Genomic DNA, 20,011 nt, shown 5'->3' on the forward strand with positions numbered 1-20,011 from the left:
GGGAGTGGCTTTCATTCCCTACCTTAATTTCCTCTCAAGATGGTTGCTTTTCCTTGCTGTGTTTTATAAAGCCGCAAAAACTAGGGAAAAAAGATGGGGATTAATAACCGTTGCATTATTTGTAAACGCCCTTGATGTGGAAAGTTATATCCTAACTCCTCTTGGTGTTTCCATTAGGCCAGAGGCGTATGACATTGCCTCTAAGATACCAAATTTCTTTGTAGCTGGCCTGCTAACTTGGGGAGGAATTCAGCTAAGGAAAGAGAGGAGCGAGTTTAGGGATGTTGTAACTTTAGGGATATTCGCCATTGCAGCATATATCTGGCTCTTTCTACTTGCAACGGAGTTTTTTGACAGGTTTGAACATTCATTTGCGATCAAATCATCATTTCCCAGCTTCGTCTTTGGAGCCTCCTTAATTTATGTTGGATACATGTTGAGGAACTACGTGATCTCCAAGAACACACTTGAGGAACTCTTTCCGTGGGGATTAATTCTTTTGGGAGCAATAAACTTAACATACCCGTTTACAAGAAACATTGAGTCAATTGCATCAGTGGCATTTCTGCTGGCAGCAGTTTTTCGATTAATGGCTGCAGTTGGAGCATTGAAATTTGCAATACATCCCTCCGAAATGGCAGTATTTGAAAAGCCAAAACAGCAAAAGCCTCCAGAAGTTAAGGGCGCATTTATCTTCAAAAGCAAAGAAGAACTGAAAAAACTAATCCCAAATTTCTTTGACCAAAACGTTATCATGATAACAAGAAACCCACCAAAAGAAAAAGTTCCCGAAAATACTTTAGTTTACTGGCTCACAAAAATGGAAGAGAGTAGCATCAAAGCAGACGGGAAAATCTATCCAGTCTCGCCAACGAGAATAGATATCTTGATTCATCTCCTAACCAAGAACCTTGAAAGCGGTTACAATGCAGTTTACATGGACGGATTCGAGTATTTAATGATAGAAAATGGATTTGAGAGTGCCGTTAAGTTCCTATTTGATTTGAAGGATAGAGTTGTAAGCGAGGGAAAGGTTATAGCTCTAATAATAGACCCGAGAACCCTAACCGAGAAGCAGATGGCACTTCTAGAAAGAGAATTTAGCAACAGAATATAAAAAAGAAAACTCAGAAGCCAAGATACTCTATAAACCTCCTGGTGTGCTTTGTCTCTCTTTGAAGCTCCACTTTTTGGAGTATCTGCCTTTCTATGGCCCTCAAGGCATCATGAACTGCCTGTATTGCTCCCCATGTTTCACCCGTGGCTATAAACTGCCCTTTGTCAGTCACAATTCTCATCCTTGCTTGGTAGAGGTGAACCCCGCGGAGTTTCTCCGGGAATCTCCTGATCCTAAGGTATATTATTCCTTCATTTCCGAGAAGGTCTTCATACCCCTCAACAAATCTCCTTATGTCGGAGATTATTCTCTCCCTTGTAAAGTCACTTAAATAGTGGGCATCTCCACCAAGCTGTAAGTAGAACCTGGCCTTCTGCTCAACCATTCTTGATATTGGGAGCAGGAGATCCTTAACCGTAAGAACTCCTCTAACTACGTTTTCATTATCAACTACAACAAGCCCATCGATGTTGTGCTCCTTCATTAACTCCACGGCTTCCCTAACGCTTGCTTCAGGCTTTATTGTTATCACTCCTCTAAACATGACTTCCCTAAGCTGAGTTGAGAACGGTGGGATTTTTTCTCCAGCTACTTCTCCAAACTGTGCTCTGAATCTGGGTTTTATAAACCTGATAATCAGGTCGTGCAGTGTTACCAAGCCTTCGAGCTTTCCCTCTTCGTTTACAACTGGAATTCTTGAGATAGCATGATCTCTCATTGTTGCAAGTGCCTTAGCTACGGTATCATACGGTTTGAGAGTGATTACATCGCTGCTCATGAACTCTTTTACGGGTCTTTTTCCAAATTCTTCCTTGGCAACCCTCTCAAGTAGGGCAATATCGCTTATTACACCAATAACATTGTTCTTATCCTCCCCAACAGGGAGTGAACGTAAGTCAGTCTCTATCATAAGTTTAGCCGCTAAACTTAGATCTTCATCAGGTTTTACAACGGGTGCGGGCTTGTATACATCCCTAACCTTAGCCTTTGTCGGATCCCACTTTAAGTGGGAGCGGATTATCAAGTCTTGGGTCAATACACCCTTATACAGCTTTCCATCAAAAACAACAATTAAATCCGGATCTTCTTTTTCAAAAATTCCAATCGCCTCAGAAAGGGGGGCGTTTATGTCGATTTTTGCAAATTTTTCTGTCATAACTTCCTGGACAGAAATCCCGACCATTCTTGACACCTCCTTCAATTTTATATTGGTTTTCATTCCATTTAAACCTTTCCGAGATAAGATTTAGTTACATTAAGTTAATAAAGTTTTCGATTGCTTAATGGTTCAAATCCATTTCAAATGGGTACCCTCCTTTGAGAACTAAGTACAGAGCAAACAATCCCCCAAATGTGTTCATAATGATGTCCCTCAGTTTATTCCCAGCATCCTCATGAATAAACGAAATTTCGCTTTCACTAAGCTTTTCAGCAACTTCCCATCCAAAACTTAAAATGAAAAGAGCCAAAAAAGAATAAAGAACCAATTTTCTTCTTGTTAACCTTAAATACCCTCCATCTGATAGGTTAAGGAGAACTTCAGCAATTATAGCCCAAACAACCATTCCTCCAAGGAAGTGGCTTATCATGTCCGCGTTTCTCCATTCTTTGTGGAATAGGTCAACCGTAGTGAAGGGAACATTTACAAGAGAAACATGAACCGCTATAAAAACTCCCAAGAGTACCATCGTCTTTTTGTTGTAGATTGGAGCCAAAAATTGTCTCAATCTAGGATGGGGGTTTGAGAAATATCTCTCAACCACATCCGGGATGTAAAGGCCAATTAAGGCCACAAGGGTCCGGTATATGTGATCCACCCTTTGATAGATGAGAGCAGTTATAAATCCTAGGAAAACAATGAATCTGCTTATATTGAGAGCTGTTTTTGGCTCTATATAAATCACCAAAATAGTAGTACGAGAATATTCCATTTAAAAGTTTCTGAAAAATAAAAAAGGAATCAGCCAATAGTGGCAACGGCTAAATCCGCTCTAACTATTCCGTATCCATAATCTGGATCCCATCCATTTGAATTGACATCATCAGCTGTCACGTGTAGAATTCCCCTAACAGTACTCGTGGTATTATCATCAAACACTCCAACTGGAAGGACATACCCATATTTGTTGTAGTGTGCTGCTTGGATTAATGCTACAACTCCACTAACGTGAGGTGTTGCCATTGAAGTACCGCTAAGTGTCTCATAAGTATCGTCCGGATACGTGCTTAGTATATCAACGCCTGGAGCACTAACTTCTACTCCCCTATTACTCCACCAAGGTACTTGGTCATTAATGTCAGTTGCACCAACGGCTATAACCTCTGGATAAGCTGCAGGGTAACTTGGACTTGATGCTCCATCATTACCACTTGCCGCTACGATGACAACTCCGTAATTGTATGCCTCTATTATTGCATCATGGAAGGCTTGAACATCGCTTGAACCTCCAAGGCTCATGCTTATGACTTCAGCCGCATCATCATCTGGATCACCCACTATTATTCCATCTCCATCACTGTCGAGAACTCCATCGGGGCCAAGCAATGCCTGCTCTATTCCAAGGATTATGTCGCTATAAGATCCTCTACCACTTGCATCAAGAACCCTAACAGCATAAATCTCCACAGCTGGAGCGACTCCTACCACTCCAATGTCATTATTGAGTGCCGCTACAGTTCCCGCAACATGAGTCCCATGGCCATTCTGGTCTTTGTAATCTTTGGGCTTTGTAGACACTTTGCCCCTAAGTACGCTTACACCCCACGCGAGATTTGCCGCTAAATCTGGATGGTCATAATCAATTCCAGTATCGAGGATTGCAACCTCAATTACTCCACCACTTGAACCATCAGTTATGCTCCATACATCCGGGGCTTTAATCCTTTCAATTCCCCATGGAATCGTTTGAGCTGGTTGTGAAGGCTTTGGCTTACCTGCTCCCGGTGGTTTGCCCTTTAATATATGGGCCTCCGCATCGTACTCTACTCTCACGACACCCTTAGCATTCTTTAGTCTTTCAACTGCTCGTGGAGGAAGCTCCGCTATAACGATTGGAAATACCTTTCCTCTTGCAACAACGTTGCCCCCAAGTGCAAAGACGGAGTTTTCGTTAAAGTCCTTGTCTATTGTTATTATCACTCGAACTTTCTCAGCAGGCACTGCCCCTACTATCCCTGCTGTAGCTCCAAGTACAACAAAGACCAACAGCAGAGAAAAAACTTTGTTAAATCCCATATCTTTTCACCTCATATTTGGAAACTTTTTTGTTTCCGTATAATCTATCTTGACCTCCAAACTATTTAACACTTTAGGTGTTTTATTTGAACTAATTACAGCAACCTCTAGTTGGAAAAGGAAGGTTTTAAAAAAGCTTTTATTTGGTGTTACCTTACTAAGACATAGTGCTACTAGATAATCAGAGGAGGTGAGCTATGTGCACATCCCCGATGGGCTGTTGAGTCTTCCCGTGATAGTGGTAACATATGCAGTGACAATTGGGATCCTTGCGTATTCATTAAGGAAGTTAAAGGACTTCCCAGAAGAGAAAATCCCTCTTTTGGGGCTGTTTGCGGCTGGCATCTTTGCTGCTCAGATGGTAAACTTCCCAATTATAGGGGGAGTAAGCGGACATTTACTTGGAGCCGTGCTTGTAGCGGTGCTCTTGGGCCCATATGCAGCAGTGCTTGTAATGACCACAGTACTATTGATCCAAACCCTTCTCTTTGGAGATGGTGGAATAACTGCCATAGGGGCAAACATACTAAACATGGGGATAGTTGGGGCTTTTGTTGGATACTGGATATACTCCAAGCTCAAGAACTTCAATGAAGCGTTTGGGATAGCCCTCGCCTCTTGGTCAGCAGTGGTTTTAGGGGCATTTCTGACTTCGATAGAGATAGGCATAAGTCACAGCTTGCCTTTTGGAAAAGTATTGGGTCTGATGGTAGGTTACCATGCAGTAATAGGGATTGGGGAGGCTTTAATAACTCTCTTTGTGGTGAACGCTCTCAAGTCTAAACTCCCCGAGATAGGGGGTGTTCCAGCATGAGAAACATCATAAAAGGATTGCTCATAATCCTTATCCTGCTCGCAATTGCCTTGCCCTTTGCATCTGAAAACCCAGATGGGCTTGAAGCAACAATGGAAAAAGTACATCTGGAGGAATCTCCAGTTTACAGCGCTCCTCTCGACTATGGCGAAACATGGGGACAAAGTCTTATAATGGGAGCAATTGGGATAACACTTGTCTTTGGAATAGCTTACGGACTTGGAAAACTGATAAAAGGTGTCTGACTTGTACCTCATTTTTATTTTTATTTATGCACTGCTGATCGTTACAAGAACAAGCTTAGTTGAGCTGTTTTATTTTCTCCCAGTGCTGATGGCTTTGATATTATTACTCAAACCAAAAAGAGCGCTTTTTAAACATTTGGGATTTCTTTTGGGCTTTGAGGGACTACTCTTTATTCTGGCGTTATTTATACCAGGAAAGCCCGTAGTAGTGACTCCCCTTGGAGTAATAACCTACGAGGGCCTTCAAAGATTCTCCATCCTACTTGGAAAGGCCTTTCTCTCATCTTCCGCTGTTGTTGTAGTCTCAAATTCTTTGGGATTCCCTTACATATTAGCCGAGATGGAAACCCTTCGCTTTCCGCGAATACTGGTGCTAACTCTTGCATTCACCTATCGATATCTTGAACTTTTTGAAGAAGAGGCCCTTAGGATGAAAAGGGCACTTGATTCTAGAGCATTTAACATTGGAAAAATAGAGTACTATAAAAAGCTAGGAATGCTTATAGGCGAGATATTTGCCAGAGCATACATGAGAAGTGTGAGAATACACTGGGCAATGCTTTCGAGGGGCTTTGGAGAATTTCCCAAAGTAGCAGAAGAAAGAAGAGTTGAACCCATAGTTCTAACCCTAATCGCATTGGGGGTGGCGTTGCTTTGATAGAACTCGTGAACATCCATTTCTCGTATAACAACCGAGAAGTGCTGAGGGGTATTTCACTTAAAATAAACGACGGGGAGGTATTTGGAATTCTGGGCCCAAATGGAGCAGGGAAATCAACCCTTATAATGCATCTAAACGGCATATTGAAACCCAAAACGGGCAAAGTTATTGTAAACGGGATAGAAGTCAATAAAAATCCAAAAGAAGTTAGAAAAATAGTTGGAATAGTGTTTCAAGACCCAAACGACCAGCTATTTTCCCCCAAGGTATTTGACGATGTTGCTTTCGGCCCTTACAATCTTGGTTTGCGGGGAAGAGAATTAGAAGAAAGGGTTGAAAAAGCCCTAAGGCTTGTTGGTATGGAGGGATATAAAAACAGAGAAACAAAAGAACTTAGCTTTGGAGAGAAAAAGAGGGTAGCAATAGCGACAGTACTTGCAATGGAACCGGAGATTTTAGTGTTTGATGAACCCTTCGCTAACCTTGATTTCCGGGGAAAGAAAATGTTGAGGGAGTTAATTGAGAAATTCAGAGGAGAAAAGACTATAATCTTATCCTCTCACGAAGCTGAGTATCTTACACTCTGCGACAGGATAGCCCTTTTAGATGGAGGCAAAGTTATAAAAGTTGGACGTCCAGAGGAGATTTTAGGAAACGCAGACCTTCTCAGAGATCATAATTTAGATGTTCCTCCCCTGGTAGATTTATTCTCAAGTCTTGGACTGGAAATACCCAAGAGCATAGAAGAAGCAAAAAGGAAGCTCAAAAAGGTTCTAATATGAATTCGCTCGTCGCTTTTTATTTTCTCCAAAATCCTTATAATGTATCACTGCGAATGAGTAACAAAGTTGCATAAGCTTGTGGGGTGATATCATGGAAACTGTTGTTAATCAGATAAAATCAAAACTCCCAGAAAATTTGGAAGGTCTTTTGGATCTAGCCTATAACTACTGGTGGAGCTGGAATAGGAGAGCCACAAAACTCTGGGAAAAAATAGATCCCGAACACTGGCGGAAATATAAAAATCCTGTTAAACTTCTCCTCGATACTCCAGAGGAGAGATTAAAGGAGCTTTCAAAAGATGATGATTTTATAAACCTCTATGAACTCGTAATTGATCAGTTCAGGCATTACATGAACCCAGAAAGCACATGGTTCTCAACCAATTATCCAAAATGGGAAGAGCCCGTAATATATCTGTGTATGGAGTACGGGATAAGCAAGAGCCTCCCAATTTATTCCGGTGGACTTGGAATACTCGCCGGTGATCACATAAAGACGGCAAGCGATTTGGGAATACCATTTATAGGTATAGGCCTCCTTTATAAGCACGGATATTTCAAACAGGAAATCGACAAAGACGGAAGACAGATAGAGGTGTTTCCAGAGTACAACCCAGAGGAGATGCCGATTAAGCCCCTAACCACAGAGAAAGGAGAGCCACTCCTCATAGAAGTGCCAATAGAGGATAGAATAGTATATGCAAGAGCCTTTGAAGTCAATGTCGGTAGGGTAAAGTTGTATCTTCTCGATACTGATGTTCCTCAAAACTCTCCGGATGATAGGAGCATCTGTGACTACCTCTACAACGCTGAGATAGACAAGAGAATAAAGCAGGAGATACTTCTAGGTATTGGTGGAATGAGGCTTTTAAGAATGCTGGGAATTAATCCAGCTGTTATCCACCTTAATGAAGGACATCCAGCGTTTGCAAACTTCCAAAGAATAGCATGGTATATGGAGGAAGGTCTAAACTTTTTGGAAGCTTTAACTGTCGTAAGGGGCACAACGATTTTTACAACCCATACTCCCGTGCCAGCTGGACATGACAAATTCCCAATAGCAGAAGTTGAGAAAAGACTTGCCAAATTCCTTGAAGGCCTTCCAAAGGATGAATTCCTTAATTTAGGCAAAGAGGGAGATCAGTTTAACATGACCCTCCTCTCAATAAGAACCTCGAGCTATGTAAACGCTGTGAGTAAGCTCCATTCAAAGGTAACTAAAGAAATGTGGAGACACCTCTGGAACGGTGTTCCTTTAGACGAGATTCCGGTAGAGGGCATCACAAACGGCGTTCACACAAAAACATGGCTTCATAACGAGATAAAGAAGCTCGTCGATAGGTATATTGGGAGAGTCTGGAGAGATTATGCAGAGCTCGAGGGTCTCTGGTATGGAGTGGAGAGAATTCCAGATGAGGAACTCTGGGAAGCTCATTTAAAGGCAAAAAGAGAGTTTATAGAACTCATCAAAAGGAAGATAAAAGAGAGAAACGAGCGCCTTGGGATTGAAGAACCCCTCCCCGAAATAGATGAGAATGCCTTAATAATAGGCTTTGCAAGGCGTTTCGCAACCTATAAACGAGCGACGCTAATTTTAACCGATTTGGAGAGGCTGAAAAAGATAGTTAACAACCCAGAAAGACCAGTGTATATAATTTTTGGAGGAAAAGCTCACCCAAGGGATGAAGCAGGCAAGGAGTTCCTCAGGAGGGTCTATGAAGTATCCCAGATGCCTGAATTTAAGAACAAAATCATAGTGTTTGAGAACTACGATATGGGCTCTGCAAGGGCCATGGTGGCAGGGGTCGATGTGTGGCTCAACAATCCAAGAAGACCACTAGAAGCAAGCGGAACCAGTGGAATGAAAGCAGGTTTAAACGGCGTTTTGAATTTGAGCGTCTATGATGGATGGTGGGTCGAAGGTTACAACGGCAAAAACGGATGGGTCATAGGAGATGAAAGTCTCGAACCGGAAACAGAGAAAGATGACATTAGAGACGCTCAGAGCCTCTATAACCTTCTCGAAAATGAAGTAATCCCCACATACTACGAGAACAGGGCAAGATGGATTTACATGATGAAGGAGAGCATAAAGAGCATTGCACCAAGGTTCAGCACCCACAGAATGGTAAAAGAGTACGTCGACAAGTTCTACTCAAAAGCTCTGGCAAATGCTATCCTTCTCCAGAGAGACAGCTTTAAAGCAGCAAGGGAAATTGCATCGTGGAAAGCGAAGATCTTCAACTCTTGGGATAAAGTAGAGATAGAGCGCATTATAACCCATGATGCCACTGGAGTTGAAGTTATAGTAAACCTCGACGGCCTAAGCCCAGAGGATGTAAAGGTTGAAATTTATTATGGAGTCAAAGCAGAAGGATACGCAATAGAAAAACCCTACGTCATAGAGCTTAAACACCCTCAAAGTCTCGGAGGCAACAGATGGCTTTACCGCTATGAAGGGAACGCACTCAAAAATCTCGGCCATCCCTGCTGGCACTATGCCGTTAGAGTTTATCCATACCACGACAAGCTCCCCCACAAGTTTCTACTTGGTCTTATCAAATGGAAGGGATTTTTTGAGCTCTGACTTTTTATTTTAATTTTGGAAAACGTTATAAAGCAAAGGGCTCCTACTTATGGAGGGTTACCATGAGGATAGTATTCGACATTGGAGGCTCTGTTCTAGTTCCCGACAAGCCTGATGTTGAATTTATAGAGGAGATTGCCTATCAGCTGACAAAAATCAGCGAAGATCACGAGGTAGCAGTCGTCGTCGGAGGAGGAAAAGTGGCAAGAGAATACATTCACGCCGCAAAGGCTTTTACTCCAAATGAAACATTCAAAGACTATATCGGAATACACATAACAAGGGCCAACGCAATGCTCTTAATAGCGGCACTCAGAGAAAAAGCGTACCCGTTTGTGGTGAGCGATTTTAGAAAAGCGTGGGAAGTAATGCAACTCAAAAAGATACCCATAATGGGTGGAACGCATCCCGGACATACAACAGACGCCGTTGCTGCTCTCTTAGCCGAGTATCTCCAAGCAGATTTGCTGGTGGTTATAACAAACGTTGATGGCGTTTACGATAGCGACCCTAAAAAGAATCCAAACGCAAAGAAGCTGGAGAGGATTTCAACTGAGAAGCTCGTGGAAATAGCTATGCAGAGCGAGAGCAAAGCAGGTGGAAGTGGTGTTGTTGATGCGTTAGCGGCTAAATTCATTCAGAGGGGCAAAATAAGAACCCTAATTATCGGTAAGGATGATGCAAGAAACCTTTTCGACGCAATAAAGGGCAAACACAAGGGCACTCTAGTTGAACCTTGAGTTCACAATTTTTTTATACTCTCTGGCTTTTCTCCTATTTGGTGATAATTATGAGAATAGTGGTTATCGGTTCCGGAACAGCAGGAAGTAATTTTGCCCTCTTTGCAAGGAAGCTTGATAGAAAAGCGGAAATCATCGTGATAGGAAAAGAAAAAACAATGCAGTATTCTCCATGTGCGTTGCCCTTTGTTTTAAGCGGGAAGATACCAAAGCTGGAAAACATCATAGTATTTCCAAACGAATTCTACGAAAAACAGAAGATTCAGATGATGTTGGACACTGAGGCAAAGGAAATAGACAGAGAAAGGAAGGTCGTGATTACAGACAAAGGTGAAGTCCCTTATGATAAGCTCATCCTTGCCACAGGCTCTAAAGCGTTTGTTCCTCCAATAAAGGGCGTGGAAAGTGAGGGGGTCTTTACCCTAAAGACAATGGAGGACGTAAAGAAAATCCAAGCATATCTGGAGGAAAGAAAACCAAGAAAAGCCGTTGTGATCGGAGCGGGCTTGATAGGATTAGAAGGGGCGGTGGCATTTAGGGAGCTCGGACTGGAAGTTCTTGTTGTCGAACTGCTCGAGCATTTGCTCCCAACAATGCTGGACAAGGATATTGCCTCAATAGTCCAGTCCCATCTTGAGGAAAGGGGAATAGAGTTTAAATTCGGCGTTGCAGTAAGTGAGATTCTTGGAAACCCTGTGAGAGCTGTTAAAATAGGAGAAGAAGAGATTGAAGCAGATCTTGTTCTTGTGGCAACTGGTGTAAGGGCTAACGTCGATCTTGCCCAAAAAGCCGGATTGGAAGTTAACAGAGGGATTGTTGTTGATGAATACCTTAGAACAAGCGATCCCGACATCTATGCCATTGGAGATTGTGCTGAGGTCTTCGATGCGGTTACGGGAAAAAGAACGCTAAGCCAACTCGGCACTACGGCAGTAAGAATGGCAAAGGTGGCGGCGGAAAATGTCTTTGGAAAAGGCGTAAAATTCAGACCCGTTTTTAACACTGCCATAACTGAGCTCTTTGACTTAGAAATTGGGACGTTTGGGATAACTCAAGAGAGGGCAAGTAAAGAAGGAATTGACGTCGTTGTGGGCAAATTCAAGGGCTCAACAAAGCCAGAATATTATCCCGGAGGAAAACCAATAACCGTGAAGCTGATCTTTAGAAAGAAAGACAGGAGATTAATAGGAGCTCAGATAGTTGGTGGAGAGAGGGTATGGGGCAGAATAATGGCTCTTAGCTTTGCCGCTCAGAAGGGGGCAACGGTGGAGGATATAGCCTATGGAGAAACTGCCTACGCTCCTCCGATAAGCCCCACAATAGACCCGATTACAGTCGCAGCTGAAATGGCATTGAGAAAGTTTAAATGATCCTTTTTCTATTTTTTAAAATGATGAGGAGCAAAGACGAGTTCTTGAGGAGCAGAGAAAGGATTAAAATTAGCAAACTAATGAGCTACATCTTAAGGCACGCTCCTTGGGAATTTGACGTTGAGGTAGATGAAGAAGGTTTCGCCAATATTGAAGAGGTTGTCAGGGCTGTTAAAAAGTCCTATCCATGGGTAGAAAAAGAGCACCTCCTCTGGATAATCGAGAACGACCCAAAGGGCAGGTTTGAGACTAGAGGAAACAAAATAAGAGCCAGATACGGACACACTTTTGATGTTTCTTTGGATCATGAGGAAGATGTTGAAGTTAAGGTTCTCTATCATGGAACTCCTCGAAGAAACCTTGAAAAGATACTAAAAGAAGGCATAAAATCGATGAAAAGAAAGTTTGTCCATCTAACAACAAGCAAAGAAGAGGCCTACGAAACAGGGCGTAGGTATGGACGAGATGTGGTGGCTATCTTGGTAGATGCTGAATGTCTGAGGAAAAAAGGCTACAGAATTTACAAAGCTGGGAAGAATGTTCGTATAATTAAATTTGTTCCTCCTGAGTGCATAATTCTCTACGAATAACCAAAAACCCTTATTCAGCTTCGACTTTTTTGACATAATGACAAACAAAACTGGAAAATATTTTTATAGGGGAAGAACATTCTAATGCGTTGATGCCCTATGACGTTCAGGAGTGAGTGTTTTTGGGAGTATAGTTGGTGAACCTCTTCTATTATTAATTCAAGGTAGGGATTGTTTTTGGCGCTGATCCAATAAAACCTTTTGGAGGTGTAGTTTGTGGCAAGAGAAACTTGGGGAAGTAGAGTAGGGTTTGTTGCAGCTGCAGTAGGAAGTGCAGTAGGGCTAGGAAACATCTGGATGTTCCCAATGAGAGCAGGTCTCTACGGTGGAGCGGCATTCTTGCTTCCATACTTAGTGTTGCTTTTTGCAGTGGGAGTAGTTGGCCTTACAGTGGAGTGGACTCTGGGAAGGGCAACTAAAGGAGGGCCCATAGAGGCATTTGCCAAAACACTGCCGGGAGGAAAATACCTTGGAATACTTGTAAATGCGATAATGGTCATGATATTTGCCTTCTATTCCCTGGTGCTTGGATGGATACTTAGGTATTTCATAGCCTCTCTAACAGGAGAACTGACGGGAGTTAATCCAGGGGCGTTTTTTGACGGCCTAGCCTTCAGTAAAGAGGCTATCTTATGGCAGTTTATCGTGATAGCAATAACGGTAGCCATAGTAGCTATGGGCGTTCAAAAGGGAATTGAAAGGGCAAACAAGGTCATGATGCCTGCTCTGTTTGTGCTACTGGTGATATTAACGATAAGGAGCGTTACATTGCCAAATGCGTATGAAGGTTTGAGGTTCTATCTCCTTCCAGACTGGAGCAAAGTGATGAGTGGAAAAACTTGGATGATAGCCCTGTCGCAGATGTTCTTTTCCTTAAGCGTCTTAGGAACTACAATGGTAGTTTACGGAAGTTATCTAAAAGAGAAAGACGACATCCCATTATCAGCAATAGCAACGGCCTTTGGGGATACAGCGGTAGCCGTTACAGCTGGATTTCTAGTATTTCCTGCGGTTTTTTCGTTTGGTCTTGAGCCTACAGCCGGTCCAGGGTTAGTTTTCGTAACGTTACCAATGGTATTCCAGAAAATGCCTGGAGGAATGTTCTTTGGCGCATTATTCTTCCTCTTGCTAATATTCGCCGGGCTTTCTTCAACGGTCTCAATGCTCGAAGTTTATGTAGACTCAGCTATTACAAAGCTCAACATGAGCAGAAGGAACGCTTCAATCCTCTTGGGGCTCTTAACTTTCCTAGTAGGGGCACCTTCTGCAGTTAATCCATCCTACTTTGAGTGGCTGATTAACATCTCAACGGTTTACATAGGGCCATTGGGAGCTTTAATAGCCGCTCTAGCACTGATAAAGCTTGGAGTAGACAAAGCATATGAGGAACTTAAAAAAGGAGCCCTGATAGATGTGCCAGAACTCTGGAAGCCCTGGGTAAAGTTCCTATACCCAATAGTGATAGCTGTAATATACATTTCACAATTCCTGCTGGGGTGATCCAAATGGATGCAGTGTACATAATAGCCCTGTTTGTAGTGCTCATAGTCTATGGACCTTTGATATGGGCTCTTTACAAACTTTCAAAGGCCTCAACCCCTTAATTTTTATTTTTGGTGATATTGATGCTTCCAAAGGACATTGAAGAGATAGGTAAAGACTACGGGAAAAACCTGCCAAAAGGGGAATACTTGGACTGTGCCCTCGCATACAACCCATTTGGGTGCTCTAGCAGAGTGATTGAGGAGATTAAAAACATCCGCCCTCAAGCTGTTTATCCCTACCCAAGGGAAGAGGAAAGGCTCAAAGAGGCTATAAAAGCGTATTGGGGTGTAAAAAGCGAACAAATTTTCTTAGGGACAGGTTCCATGGGATGTCTTCAGAAGATCAACAAGCTCCTCTCCCCGGGTTCAGTCGTCCTTGGTTACGCTCCACAGTTTCTTCCATATATCAACGACGCACGATTAAACGGGGCAGTTTACGAGTATGTCCCCCTTAGAAAAGAAAACGACTTTACAATAGACGTTGGGGAGATAATAGAGAAGATAACAGAAAAGACCTCATTCATTTATATCGACAATCCACATAACCCCACAGGGCAGGTCTTAAAGCTAAAACAAATTGAGGAAATTGCAGAAGTGGCAGAGAGAAAAAGTGTAGTGGTGATAGTAGACGAAGCTTTCGGAGAGTTTATGAGCAAGAAAAATTCAGCAATAAACCTTGAGTTTCCAAACATCCTCGTTACAAGGTCTTTCTCTAAAGGATTTGGGCTGGCTGGTCTGAGGATTGGATATTGCATTGTTAAAGGCGATGAGATGAAAAAGGCAATTTCCAAAGTTGACTTTCCTTTTTCGGTAACAACGATTTCACTTGTTGCCGCTTTAAAGGCCCTAGAGGATCAAGATTTTCTAAGAAAAACGGTAGAGCAGACAAGAAAAAACAAGGAGAAGCTCATGAGAACATTAGGTAAAAACTTTCACATCGCAAAAACTGACAAATCAACACCAATATTCCTTTGTGGTGGAAATGGCAATACTTACCAATATTTCCTCAGTAAGGGGATTTTAACAGTACCAGGTGAGGAATTCATGAACCTTGACAACAGCTATGTTCGAATAAGGATTCCCAAAAGTGCAGAAGAATTTATAAAGAAAATCAACGCCGCTTGAGCTTTATAACTGCCTCCATGTGAGAAGTATGTGGGAACATATCAACTAAAATGGCATCCTCTACCTTGTAAATCTCCTTCAAGTGGGAATAATCTTTGCTAAATGCTTGCGGGTTGCATGAGACATAAACGATGTTTTCTGGTTTCTCTCTTTTTAGGGTTTTTACGCCATCTTTCAAACCTTTTCGTGGAGGATCGACAATAACTGTATTGTAATCTCTTATCGGGAAAGATTCGGCATCCCCTACCAAAAAATTTGCTTCCACACCGTTTATTTCAGCGTTTTTATTTGCCATTTCAACTGCAAAGGGGTTTATTTCAACTCCCTTAACCCTAATTCCTTCCTTTGCTAAAAACACTCCAAAGGTTCCCACACCAGAATAAAGGTCAAGAACTTTCTCCCCTTCAACAAAATTTAAAACAGTCCTCAAAAGTATGGAAAGGGCATAGGAATTTGTCTGGAAAAAGCTGTTTGGATGTATCAAGTAAATAGTTCCCTCAATTTTCTCCTTTATAAACGGAGACCCACTTACAAGTTTTGGTATGCCTTTAGGGTCGTCTTTAGGATCTTCTTTAAAGCTCCAATAGATGGAATCTGCGAAGTCAAAATAATCAGGGAAGCTTTGTGAGGCTTTTTCAAGGTGTGCAATTAGGTTCACCATAGTTTCCCCGGTAAACTTCCCCTCTCTAACGGAAAGGTAGTGAACATCGCCGCTTTTCTTTTTTGGATCCCACGGGGAAAGTTTTTCTTCCTCCATGAACTGTTTTAAAGCCTTTATGAACCTCGAAGTACGGTTAGAAAAAACGGGGCACTGCTTAATGTTCACAATACGTTGAGAGTTCCTCTGCTTGAATCCAATGCCTTCCGTTGAAACAATAAAATTGCTTATGTTTCTAAAGCCCCAAAGCTTGGGAGAACCTTTTATTGGGGCCATAATTCCGGTCATCTTCTCAAAGAGTTTTATCTTAAGGTTCAGCTGTTCTTTGTACTTTACGTGCTGCCAAAAACAGCCTCCACACCTTCCAAAATAGGGACATCTCGGATTTTGTCTCAAAGGTGACTCCTCAAGAACTGTGAAATCTTTCGCGATTAAACGTCCAAACCTCCTGAATGTTTTTCTAACCTCCACAAAATCTCCAATAACAGTGTAAGGAACATAAACCTCTTTCTTCAGCTTCAAAAGCCCATAGCCGTCTGGACTTATCTCCGTTATGTACCCCTTTCCTTTCATTACCCTCATTAATAACCAAACTTTATTTCATTTTTAAATTCGTCGCTGGTTATCAGCACAAGGCAAATTGCTGCCAGAAAAGTTAAACTAGCAGATGCGGGCTCAAAGCTTACTAATACCCACAGTATGCCAAAGATAAGGTCCAGAAGTGTTATATATGTCCCTATTTGGATAACAATCTCCCTGCTTAGCAAAATCCCCAATAGAATAAGGAAGTGAATCAGAGCGATTATAAAAAACCCAAGCGCAGTTGATCTCTCACTTGAACTCAACACGCCCATTCCAGCAAAATATACTCCCATTAAGAAAAAGAAGAGAGAAACAACGGGTTTAAGCCTCATCTCCGAGTTCCTCCACAGGTAGCTTCATTCTCGACACTGCTATTAAAGTCAATATTCCTAGTATTGGCATAAAAGCAAGCTCTGCGAGTGCTAATGCTTCACTATGCCTTGCTAGGGCTTCCGTTATAGAGGGAGCAATTGCATTTGCTGAGTTAGAAATTAGTCCCAAAGCAAAGGATGCCCGAGGATAAATGCTCTTTGGATAAGTTGCTGGAGCAGAAGTCCAGAATGCCGGCCCTGTACCTTGAAGAGCACCAATAAGCCATACTGAAGCTAATGCTAATGAGTAATTCCCTTGAAGCATTGCCCTAGAGTAAACGCTTAACCCAACAAACGCCATAGCGTAGGAAAGTATCATAACCTGAACGATGGCCTTAAAGAGGCCTCTTGGACTTGGATTTTTCTTGGAAAGCTGGAAGCCAACGAATCCCATAATTATTGACCAAAGGGCTTTTGATATGTTAAGATTCGTGCTTAAAGTGGCTACTTGGTTTTTGCTCCAACCGGCTTCGTATCCCAGGGAGGATGAGAAACCAACAATTGTGAAGATAACCCATAGTGCTGGGAAGAAAGTGAATCCAAGCACCCATGTAAATTTCATCTTCCAGATGTTTACCTTGTCTCTACCTTCTTTTTTGTGAATTATCTCAAAGTCCTCCGTAAATAGCCACCATATCAAAAGAACGGCATACATTATAGCAACCGTTATCAGGAAAGCCGTTTTCCATCCAAAGGCACTTACCAGATATTTGGCGCTCATTGAACCAAAAACGCCTCCCCAAAATATACCTGAAAGGATAATACCTTTAGCAAACGGCCTTTCTGCGACAAAGTAATTGGCTATCTGGGTGCTGAACAGGGGAACCAAGCTCACAACAAAACCCTGGATAAACCTGAGAAAGACCACCAAATACCAGTTCCCAACATAAGGGATCAAAGCTTGGGGTATCGCTGCAAAGCTGAGAGCTATAGCAACACTTCTTTTGAAACTCCCTTCGTAGAGCCTTGTGTGTCCAAGCAAGAACGCTATAAAAAGACCAAACACATATGCCACGTGCTGGAGATCATAAGCCTCGGCACTTATCCCAAAGTGGGAAATTATATCCGGCTTTGCAACACTCATCATGCTTAAAGTTCCAAATCCTGCAGTCATGACCAGCGTATCCAATATAACGGATTTCCAGCGTTTCATAGTTATCACCTCACAGCTTTCCAAGCAGCATCAGTACTCCAAAGACAATGAACAAAATGCCGGCTCCCTTGTGAATAACTTCAAGGGGCAATGCATCGCCTATTTTGTCCCCTAAAACTGCCCCAATCAAATTGACCAATGCTAAACCAAAAATTGCCCCTAAAAATGCCTTGATCCACCCATACTTAGAAGCAAAGGCAATTGTGGCTAACTGAGTCTTGTCTCCCAATTCTGCAAGGAATATTGCAACAAAGACATAAAGGATCTCCTTCACGTTACCACCTCAAAAAGAATATTAAAGAACTAAAGCTCCTCAAGAGCTTTTTTCATTCTTTCCATAGCCTCTAAGAGCTTTTCCTTGCTTGTTGCATAGCTTATTCTGATGTAGCCTTCGCCATTAGGTCCAAAAGCCGTTCCTGGAATAACAACTACTTTTGCCTTCTCCAACAACCATTCTGCAAACTCCTCGCTTTTCATTCCCGTGTCCCTTATGTTGGCAAAAATATAAAATGCTCCTTTTGGCTCAAAAGCCTTTATATAGGGCATTTCTTTTAAATGCTCTAAAACGAGTTTTCTCCGATCCGCATATTCCCTGCGCATCTCTTCCACAGCTTTCCAGCTTGCCTCTTCCCTAAGGGCCGCAACTCCCGCAACCTGGACAAAAGAGGCAACGTTTCCGATGATATAAGCGTGGAGTTTTATCATGTCCCTTATTATTTCTTCCGGAGCTATTGCAAATCCTAAGCGCCATCCGGTCATTGCGAAAGTTTTTGAAAAACTGTTTGCCAGGATTGTATTATCGGGGGCATACTTTATCATTGGTATATGCTTTGCCCCATCGTATAGAAAGTGCTCATAGGGCTCATCACTAAGAATGTAAATGTTGTAGTCTTGAGCAATATCCGCTATAGCCTTTGCAACTTCTTCATCCAAAACTGCACCAGTGGGATTATTCGGGTAGTTAATCACAATCATTCTCGTTCTCTTGGTAATAAGTTCAAGAAGCTCATCTGGATCAGGTTGAAAGCCGTTCTCTTCTTTTAGGGGCAGCCTAACCGGCTTCGCCTCTGCAACCTTTGCATCTTCAACATAGCATACAAAAGCCGGATCGGGGATTATTACTTCATCACCATTTTCCAGCAGAGTTTCGAAGGCAAGGTAAGTGGCTTCATAAGCTCCAGCCGTTACGATTACCCTTTCTGCTGAGACATCCAATCCGTAGTGATTCTTATAGTACTCCGAAACTGCCTCTCTAAGCTCTGGAATACCTGCATTTGGTGTATAGTGAGTCCACCCCTCGTCGAGAGCTCTCTTTGCTGCTTCCTTTATATTTTGAGGGGTTTCGAAATCTGGTTCGCCTATTCCGAGGGAAATGACGTTCTGCATCTTTGATGCCCTTTCAAAAAGCTCCCTAATCTTTGATCTCTGGATAAGATTTATACGACCCGCAACGAAATATTTATGCTTTTTATAACGCATGATTCATCCCTCCAAGAGCATTTATGAGTGATGCCAAATTCTTATAAATTTATCGAGAGAAAAGTTTCAAAACTGGGCACAAATAATAAAAATTCTTCGAAATTTTGCCAGAAAATAAGTGAACACGCCGGTATTAGAGAACATCGACTAAAGCAGCCTTTTCAAAGAGTTTTTTTACTTCCTCTTTTTCACAGTCATTGAATGGTATCTCTTCCGCAGGTATCTTTGAAAGTATTTCTTGGAGAACTTTTTCTGCATTGTCTCCAAATGCTACTATGAAGTTCTCGCCTTTTTTTGCCCCCACCGCTTTAATAGCATCTTTGATCTGAAGTGTTCCACTTGCCCTAAGAAGTATCTCCCCTTTAATTGTTTTCGCTTTGTTTGTTTTTCTTTCAAACGATTTTAGGGCCAATATAGTAGAAAAAGCTACCTGTTCCCAACATTTTACGTTCAATATTTGGACATTATCTGGGAGAATTTCAAAAATATCTGCAATATCATCGAGCAAAATCTTTGCAATTGCGATCTTAATTGTGCCGTAGTTTAATACCTTCATTCTATCTCCCCAAGCTTATTGCTTCGTTGTTTATTAAATTTTTTGCTTATACAGAAATGTGTACTCAATAAAAATATTTTAATTATCTTCCAATTTTTTTAAAAATTTTTGAAATTAATAATATGCCAATATTAAAGCAGAGGCAAAAAGTATTTAACTAATTAAAACTAGATATACGTTAGATGCACTCATGTAATGGTGGGCAGAATGGCAAAGATGAGAATCATTAGTGTCCAGCTGCCACAGGGACTCATAAATGCTCTTGATGTCTTAGTCAAAAGAGGGGTGTATCCCAACAGAAGTGAAGCAATTCGGGAAGCTATCAGGGAACTCATAAAGAAGGAATTGTACACAACAGAGGCAGGAGAAAAGGAACTTCCAGAATACGTGGTTGAATAAGAA

The 20,011-nt window shown here is 42.0% G+C and carries 21 protein-coding genes; 12 read left to right on the top strand and 9 right to left on the bottom strand.

Annotation, left to right across the window (positions count from 1 at the left end; all coding sequences use genetic code 11):
• Positions 1–4: 4 nt before the first annotated feature.
• Positions 5–1,117, top strand: a complete 1,113-nt coding sequence (locus NF859_RS06700) for a DUF835 domain-containing protein (protein ID WP_252743569.1) — start codon at positions 5–7, stop codon at positions 1,115–1,117.
• Between the two features lie 10 nt (positions 1,118–1,127).
• On the opposite strand, the gene NF859_RS06705 is transcribed toward NF859_RS06700, so the two are convergent.
• The 3 genes from NF859_RS06705 to NF859_RS06715 all read right to left on the bottom strand — a co-directional run bounded on the left by NF859_RS06705 (position 1,128) and on the right by NF859_RS06715 (position 4,352).
• Positions 1,128–2,300 carry a CBS domain-containing protein gene (locus tag NF859_RS06705; protein WP_252743570.1) on the bottom strand — a complete coding sequence of 391 codons (1,173 nt, stop codon included), beginning with the start codon at positions 2,298–2,300 and terminating at the stop codon, positions 1,128–1,130.
• Positions 2,301–2,397: 97 nt separating this feature from the next.
• Complete coding sequence (locus NF859_RS06710; RefSeq protein WP_252743750.1) at positions 2,398–3,021, bottom strand: DUF2238 domain-containing protein; 624 nt, start codon at positions 3,019–3,021, stop codon at positions 2,398–2,400.
• A gap of 56 nt (positions 3,022–3,077) precedes the next feature.
• A complete protein-coding gene (locus tag NF859_RS06715) occupies positions 3,078–4,352 on the bottom strand; it encodes a S8 family peptidase (RefSeq protein WP_252743571.1) in 1,275 nt (424 codons plus the stop codon).
• 199 nt (positions 4,353–4,551) lie between these two features.
• Here NF859_RS06715 and NF859_RS06720 point away from each other — a divergent pair, with 199 nt between their 5' ends.
• The 10 genes from NF859_RS06720 to NF859_RS06765 all read left to right on the top strand — a co-directional run bounded on the left by NF859_RS06720 (position 4,552) and on the right by NF859_RS06765 (position 14,810).
• Positions 4,552–5,166, top strand: coding sequence for an energy-coupling factor ABC transporter permease (locus NF859_RS06720; RefSeq protein WP_252743572.1), 615 nt, complete (start codon positions 4,552–4,554; stop codon positions 5,164–5,166).
• A complete protein-coding gene (locus NF859_RS06725; RefSeq protein WP_252743573.1) occupies positions 5,163–5,411 on the top strand; it encodes a PDGLE domain-containing protein in 249 nt (82 codons plus the stop codon). The genes NF859_RS06720 and NF859_RS06725 overlap by 4 nt, the downstream gene beginning before the upstream one ends.
• Before the next feature lies 1 nt (position 5,412).
• Positions 5,413–6,069, top strand: a complete 657-nt coding sequence (locus NF859_RS06730; RefSeq protein ID WP_252743574.1) for an energy-coupling factor transporter transmembrane component T family protein — start codon at positions 5,413–5,415, stop codon at positions 6,067–6,069.
• Positions 6,066–6,854 (top strand): energy-coupling factor ABC transporter ATP-binding protein, encoded by a 789-nt coding sequence (locus NF859_RS06735; RefSeq protein WP_252743575.1) that lies wholly within the window; start codon positions 6,066–6,068, stop codon positions 6,852–6,854. Before NF859_RS06730 ends, NF859_RS06735 begins: the two co-directional genes overlap by 4 nt.
• 91 nt (positions 6,855–6,945) lie before the next feature.
• Positions 6,946–9,441: a maltodextrin phosphorylase gene (gene malP, locus NF859_RS06740; protein ID WP_252743576.1), complete on the top strand. Its 2,496-nt coding sequence runs from the start codon at positions 6,946–6,948 to the stop codon at positions 9,439–9,441.
• A gap of 62 nt (positions 9,442–9,503) precedes the next feature.
• The gene (gene pyrH, locus NF859_RS06745; protein ID WP_004066515.1) at positions 9,504–10,181 is read left to right on the top strand and encodes a UMP kinase; all 678 of its coding nucleotides are present in this window, start codon (positions 9,504–9,506) and stop codon (positions 10,179–10,181) included.
• 50 nt (positions 10,182–10,231) lie between these two features.
• Positions 10,232–11,551, top strand: a complete 1,320-nt coding sequence (locus NF859_RS06750; protein ID WP_252743751.1) for an NAD(P)/FAD-dependent oxidoreductase — start codon at positions 10,232–10,234, stop codon at positions 11,549–11,551.
• Between the two features lie 20 nt (positions 11,552–11,571).
• A complete protein-coding gene (locus NF859_RS06755) occupies positions 11,572–12,141 on the top strand; it encodes an RNA 2'-phosphotransferase (protein ID WP_252743577.1) in 570 nt (189 codons plus the stop codon).
• 216 nt (positions 12,142–12,357) lie between these two features.
• Positions 12,358–13,641, top strand: coding sequence for a sodium-dependent transporter (locus tag NF859_RS06760; RefSeq protein ID WP_252743578.1), 1,284 nt, complete (start codon positions 12,358–12,360; stop codon positions 13,639–13,641).
• A gap of 125 nt (positions 13,642–13,766) precedes the next feature.
• Complete coding sequence (locus tag NF859_RS06765; RefSeq protein WP_252743579.1) at positions 13,767–14,810, top strand: pyridoxal phosphate-dependent aminotransferase; 1,044 nt, start codon at positions 13,767–13,769, stop codon at positions 14,808–14,810.
• On the opposite strand, the gene rlmD is transcribed toward NF859_RS06765, so the two are convergent.
• From rlmD to cgi121, 6 genes are all read right to left on the bottom strand, one after another.
• Complete coding sequence (gene rlmD / locus NF859_RS06770; protein ID WP_252743752.1) at positions 14,797–16,041, bottom strand: 23S rRNA (uracil(1939)-C(5))-methyltransferase RlmD; 1,245 nt, start codon at positions 16,039–16,041, stop codon at positions 14,797–14,799. The two genes, NF859_RS06765 and rlmD, sit on opposite strands and share 14 nt — an antisense overlap.
• Before the next feature lie 8 nt (positions 16,042–16,049).
• Positions 16,050–16,382: a hypothetical protein gene (locus NF859_RS06775; protein WP_087037591.1), complete on the bottom strand. Its 333-nt coding sequence runs from the start codon at positions 16,380–16,382 to the stop codon at positions 16,050–16,052.
• Positions 16,372–17,574 carry an MFS transporter gene (locus NF859_RS06780; RefSeq protein WP_252743580.1) on the bottom strand — a complete coding sequence of 401 codons (1,203 nt, stop codon included), beginning with the start codon at positions 17,572–17,574 and terminating at the stop codon, positions 16,372–16,374. Before NF859_RS06780 ends, NF859_RS06775 begins: the two co-directional genes overlap by 11 nt.
• Before the next feature lie 10 nt (positions 17,575–17,584).
• A complete protein-coding gene (locus NF859_RS06785) occupies positions 17,585–17,848 on the bottom strand; it encodes a TMEM165/GDT1 family protein (RefSeq protein WP_042702497.1) in 264 nt (87 codons plus the stop codon).
• A gap of 29 nt (positions 17,849–17,877) precedes the next feature.
• Complete coding sequence (locus NF859_RS06790; protein ID WP_252743581.1) at positions 17,878–19,053, bottom strand: pyridoxal phosphate-dependent aminotransferase; 1,176 nt, start codon at positions 19,051–19,053, stop codon at positions 17,878–17,880.
• 133 nt (positions 19,054–19,186) lie between these two features.
• The gene (gene cgi121 / locus NF859_RS06795; protein ID WP_252743582.1) at positions 19,187–19,609 is read right to left on the bottom strand and encodes a KEOPS complex subunit Cgi121; all 423 of its coding nucleotides are present in this window, start codon (positions 19,607–19,609) and stop codon (positions 19,187–19,189) included.
• 207 nt (positions 19,610–19,816) lie between these two features.
• Between cgi121 and NF859_RS06800 the strand changes: the two genes are divergently transcribed.
• Complete coding sequence (locus tag NF859_RS06800; RefSeq protein ID WP_058946861.1) at positions 19,817–20,008, top strand: ribbon-helix-helix domain-containing protein; 192 nt, start codon at positions 19,817–19,819, stop codon at positions 20,006–20,008.
• The last annotated feature ends 3 nt before the right edge of the window (positions 20,009–20,011 follow it).

It is taken from the genome of Thermococcus alcaliphilus, assembly GCF_024054535.1.
Taxonomy (GTDB): Archaea; Methanobacteriota_B; Thermococci; order Thermococcales; family Thermococcaceae; genus Thermococcus_A; species Thermococcus_A alcaliphilus.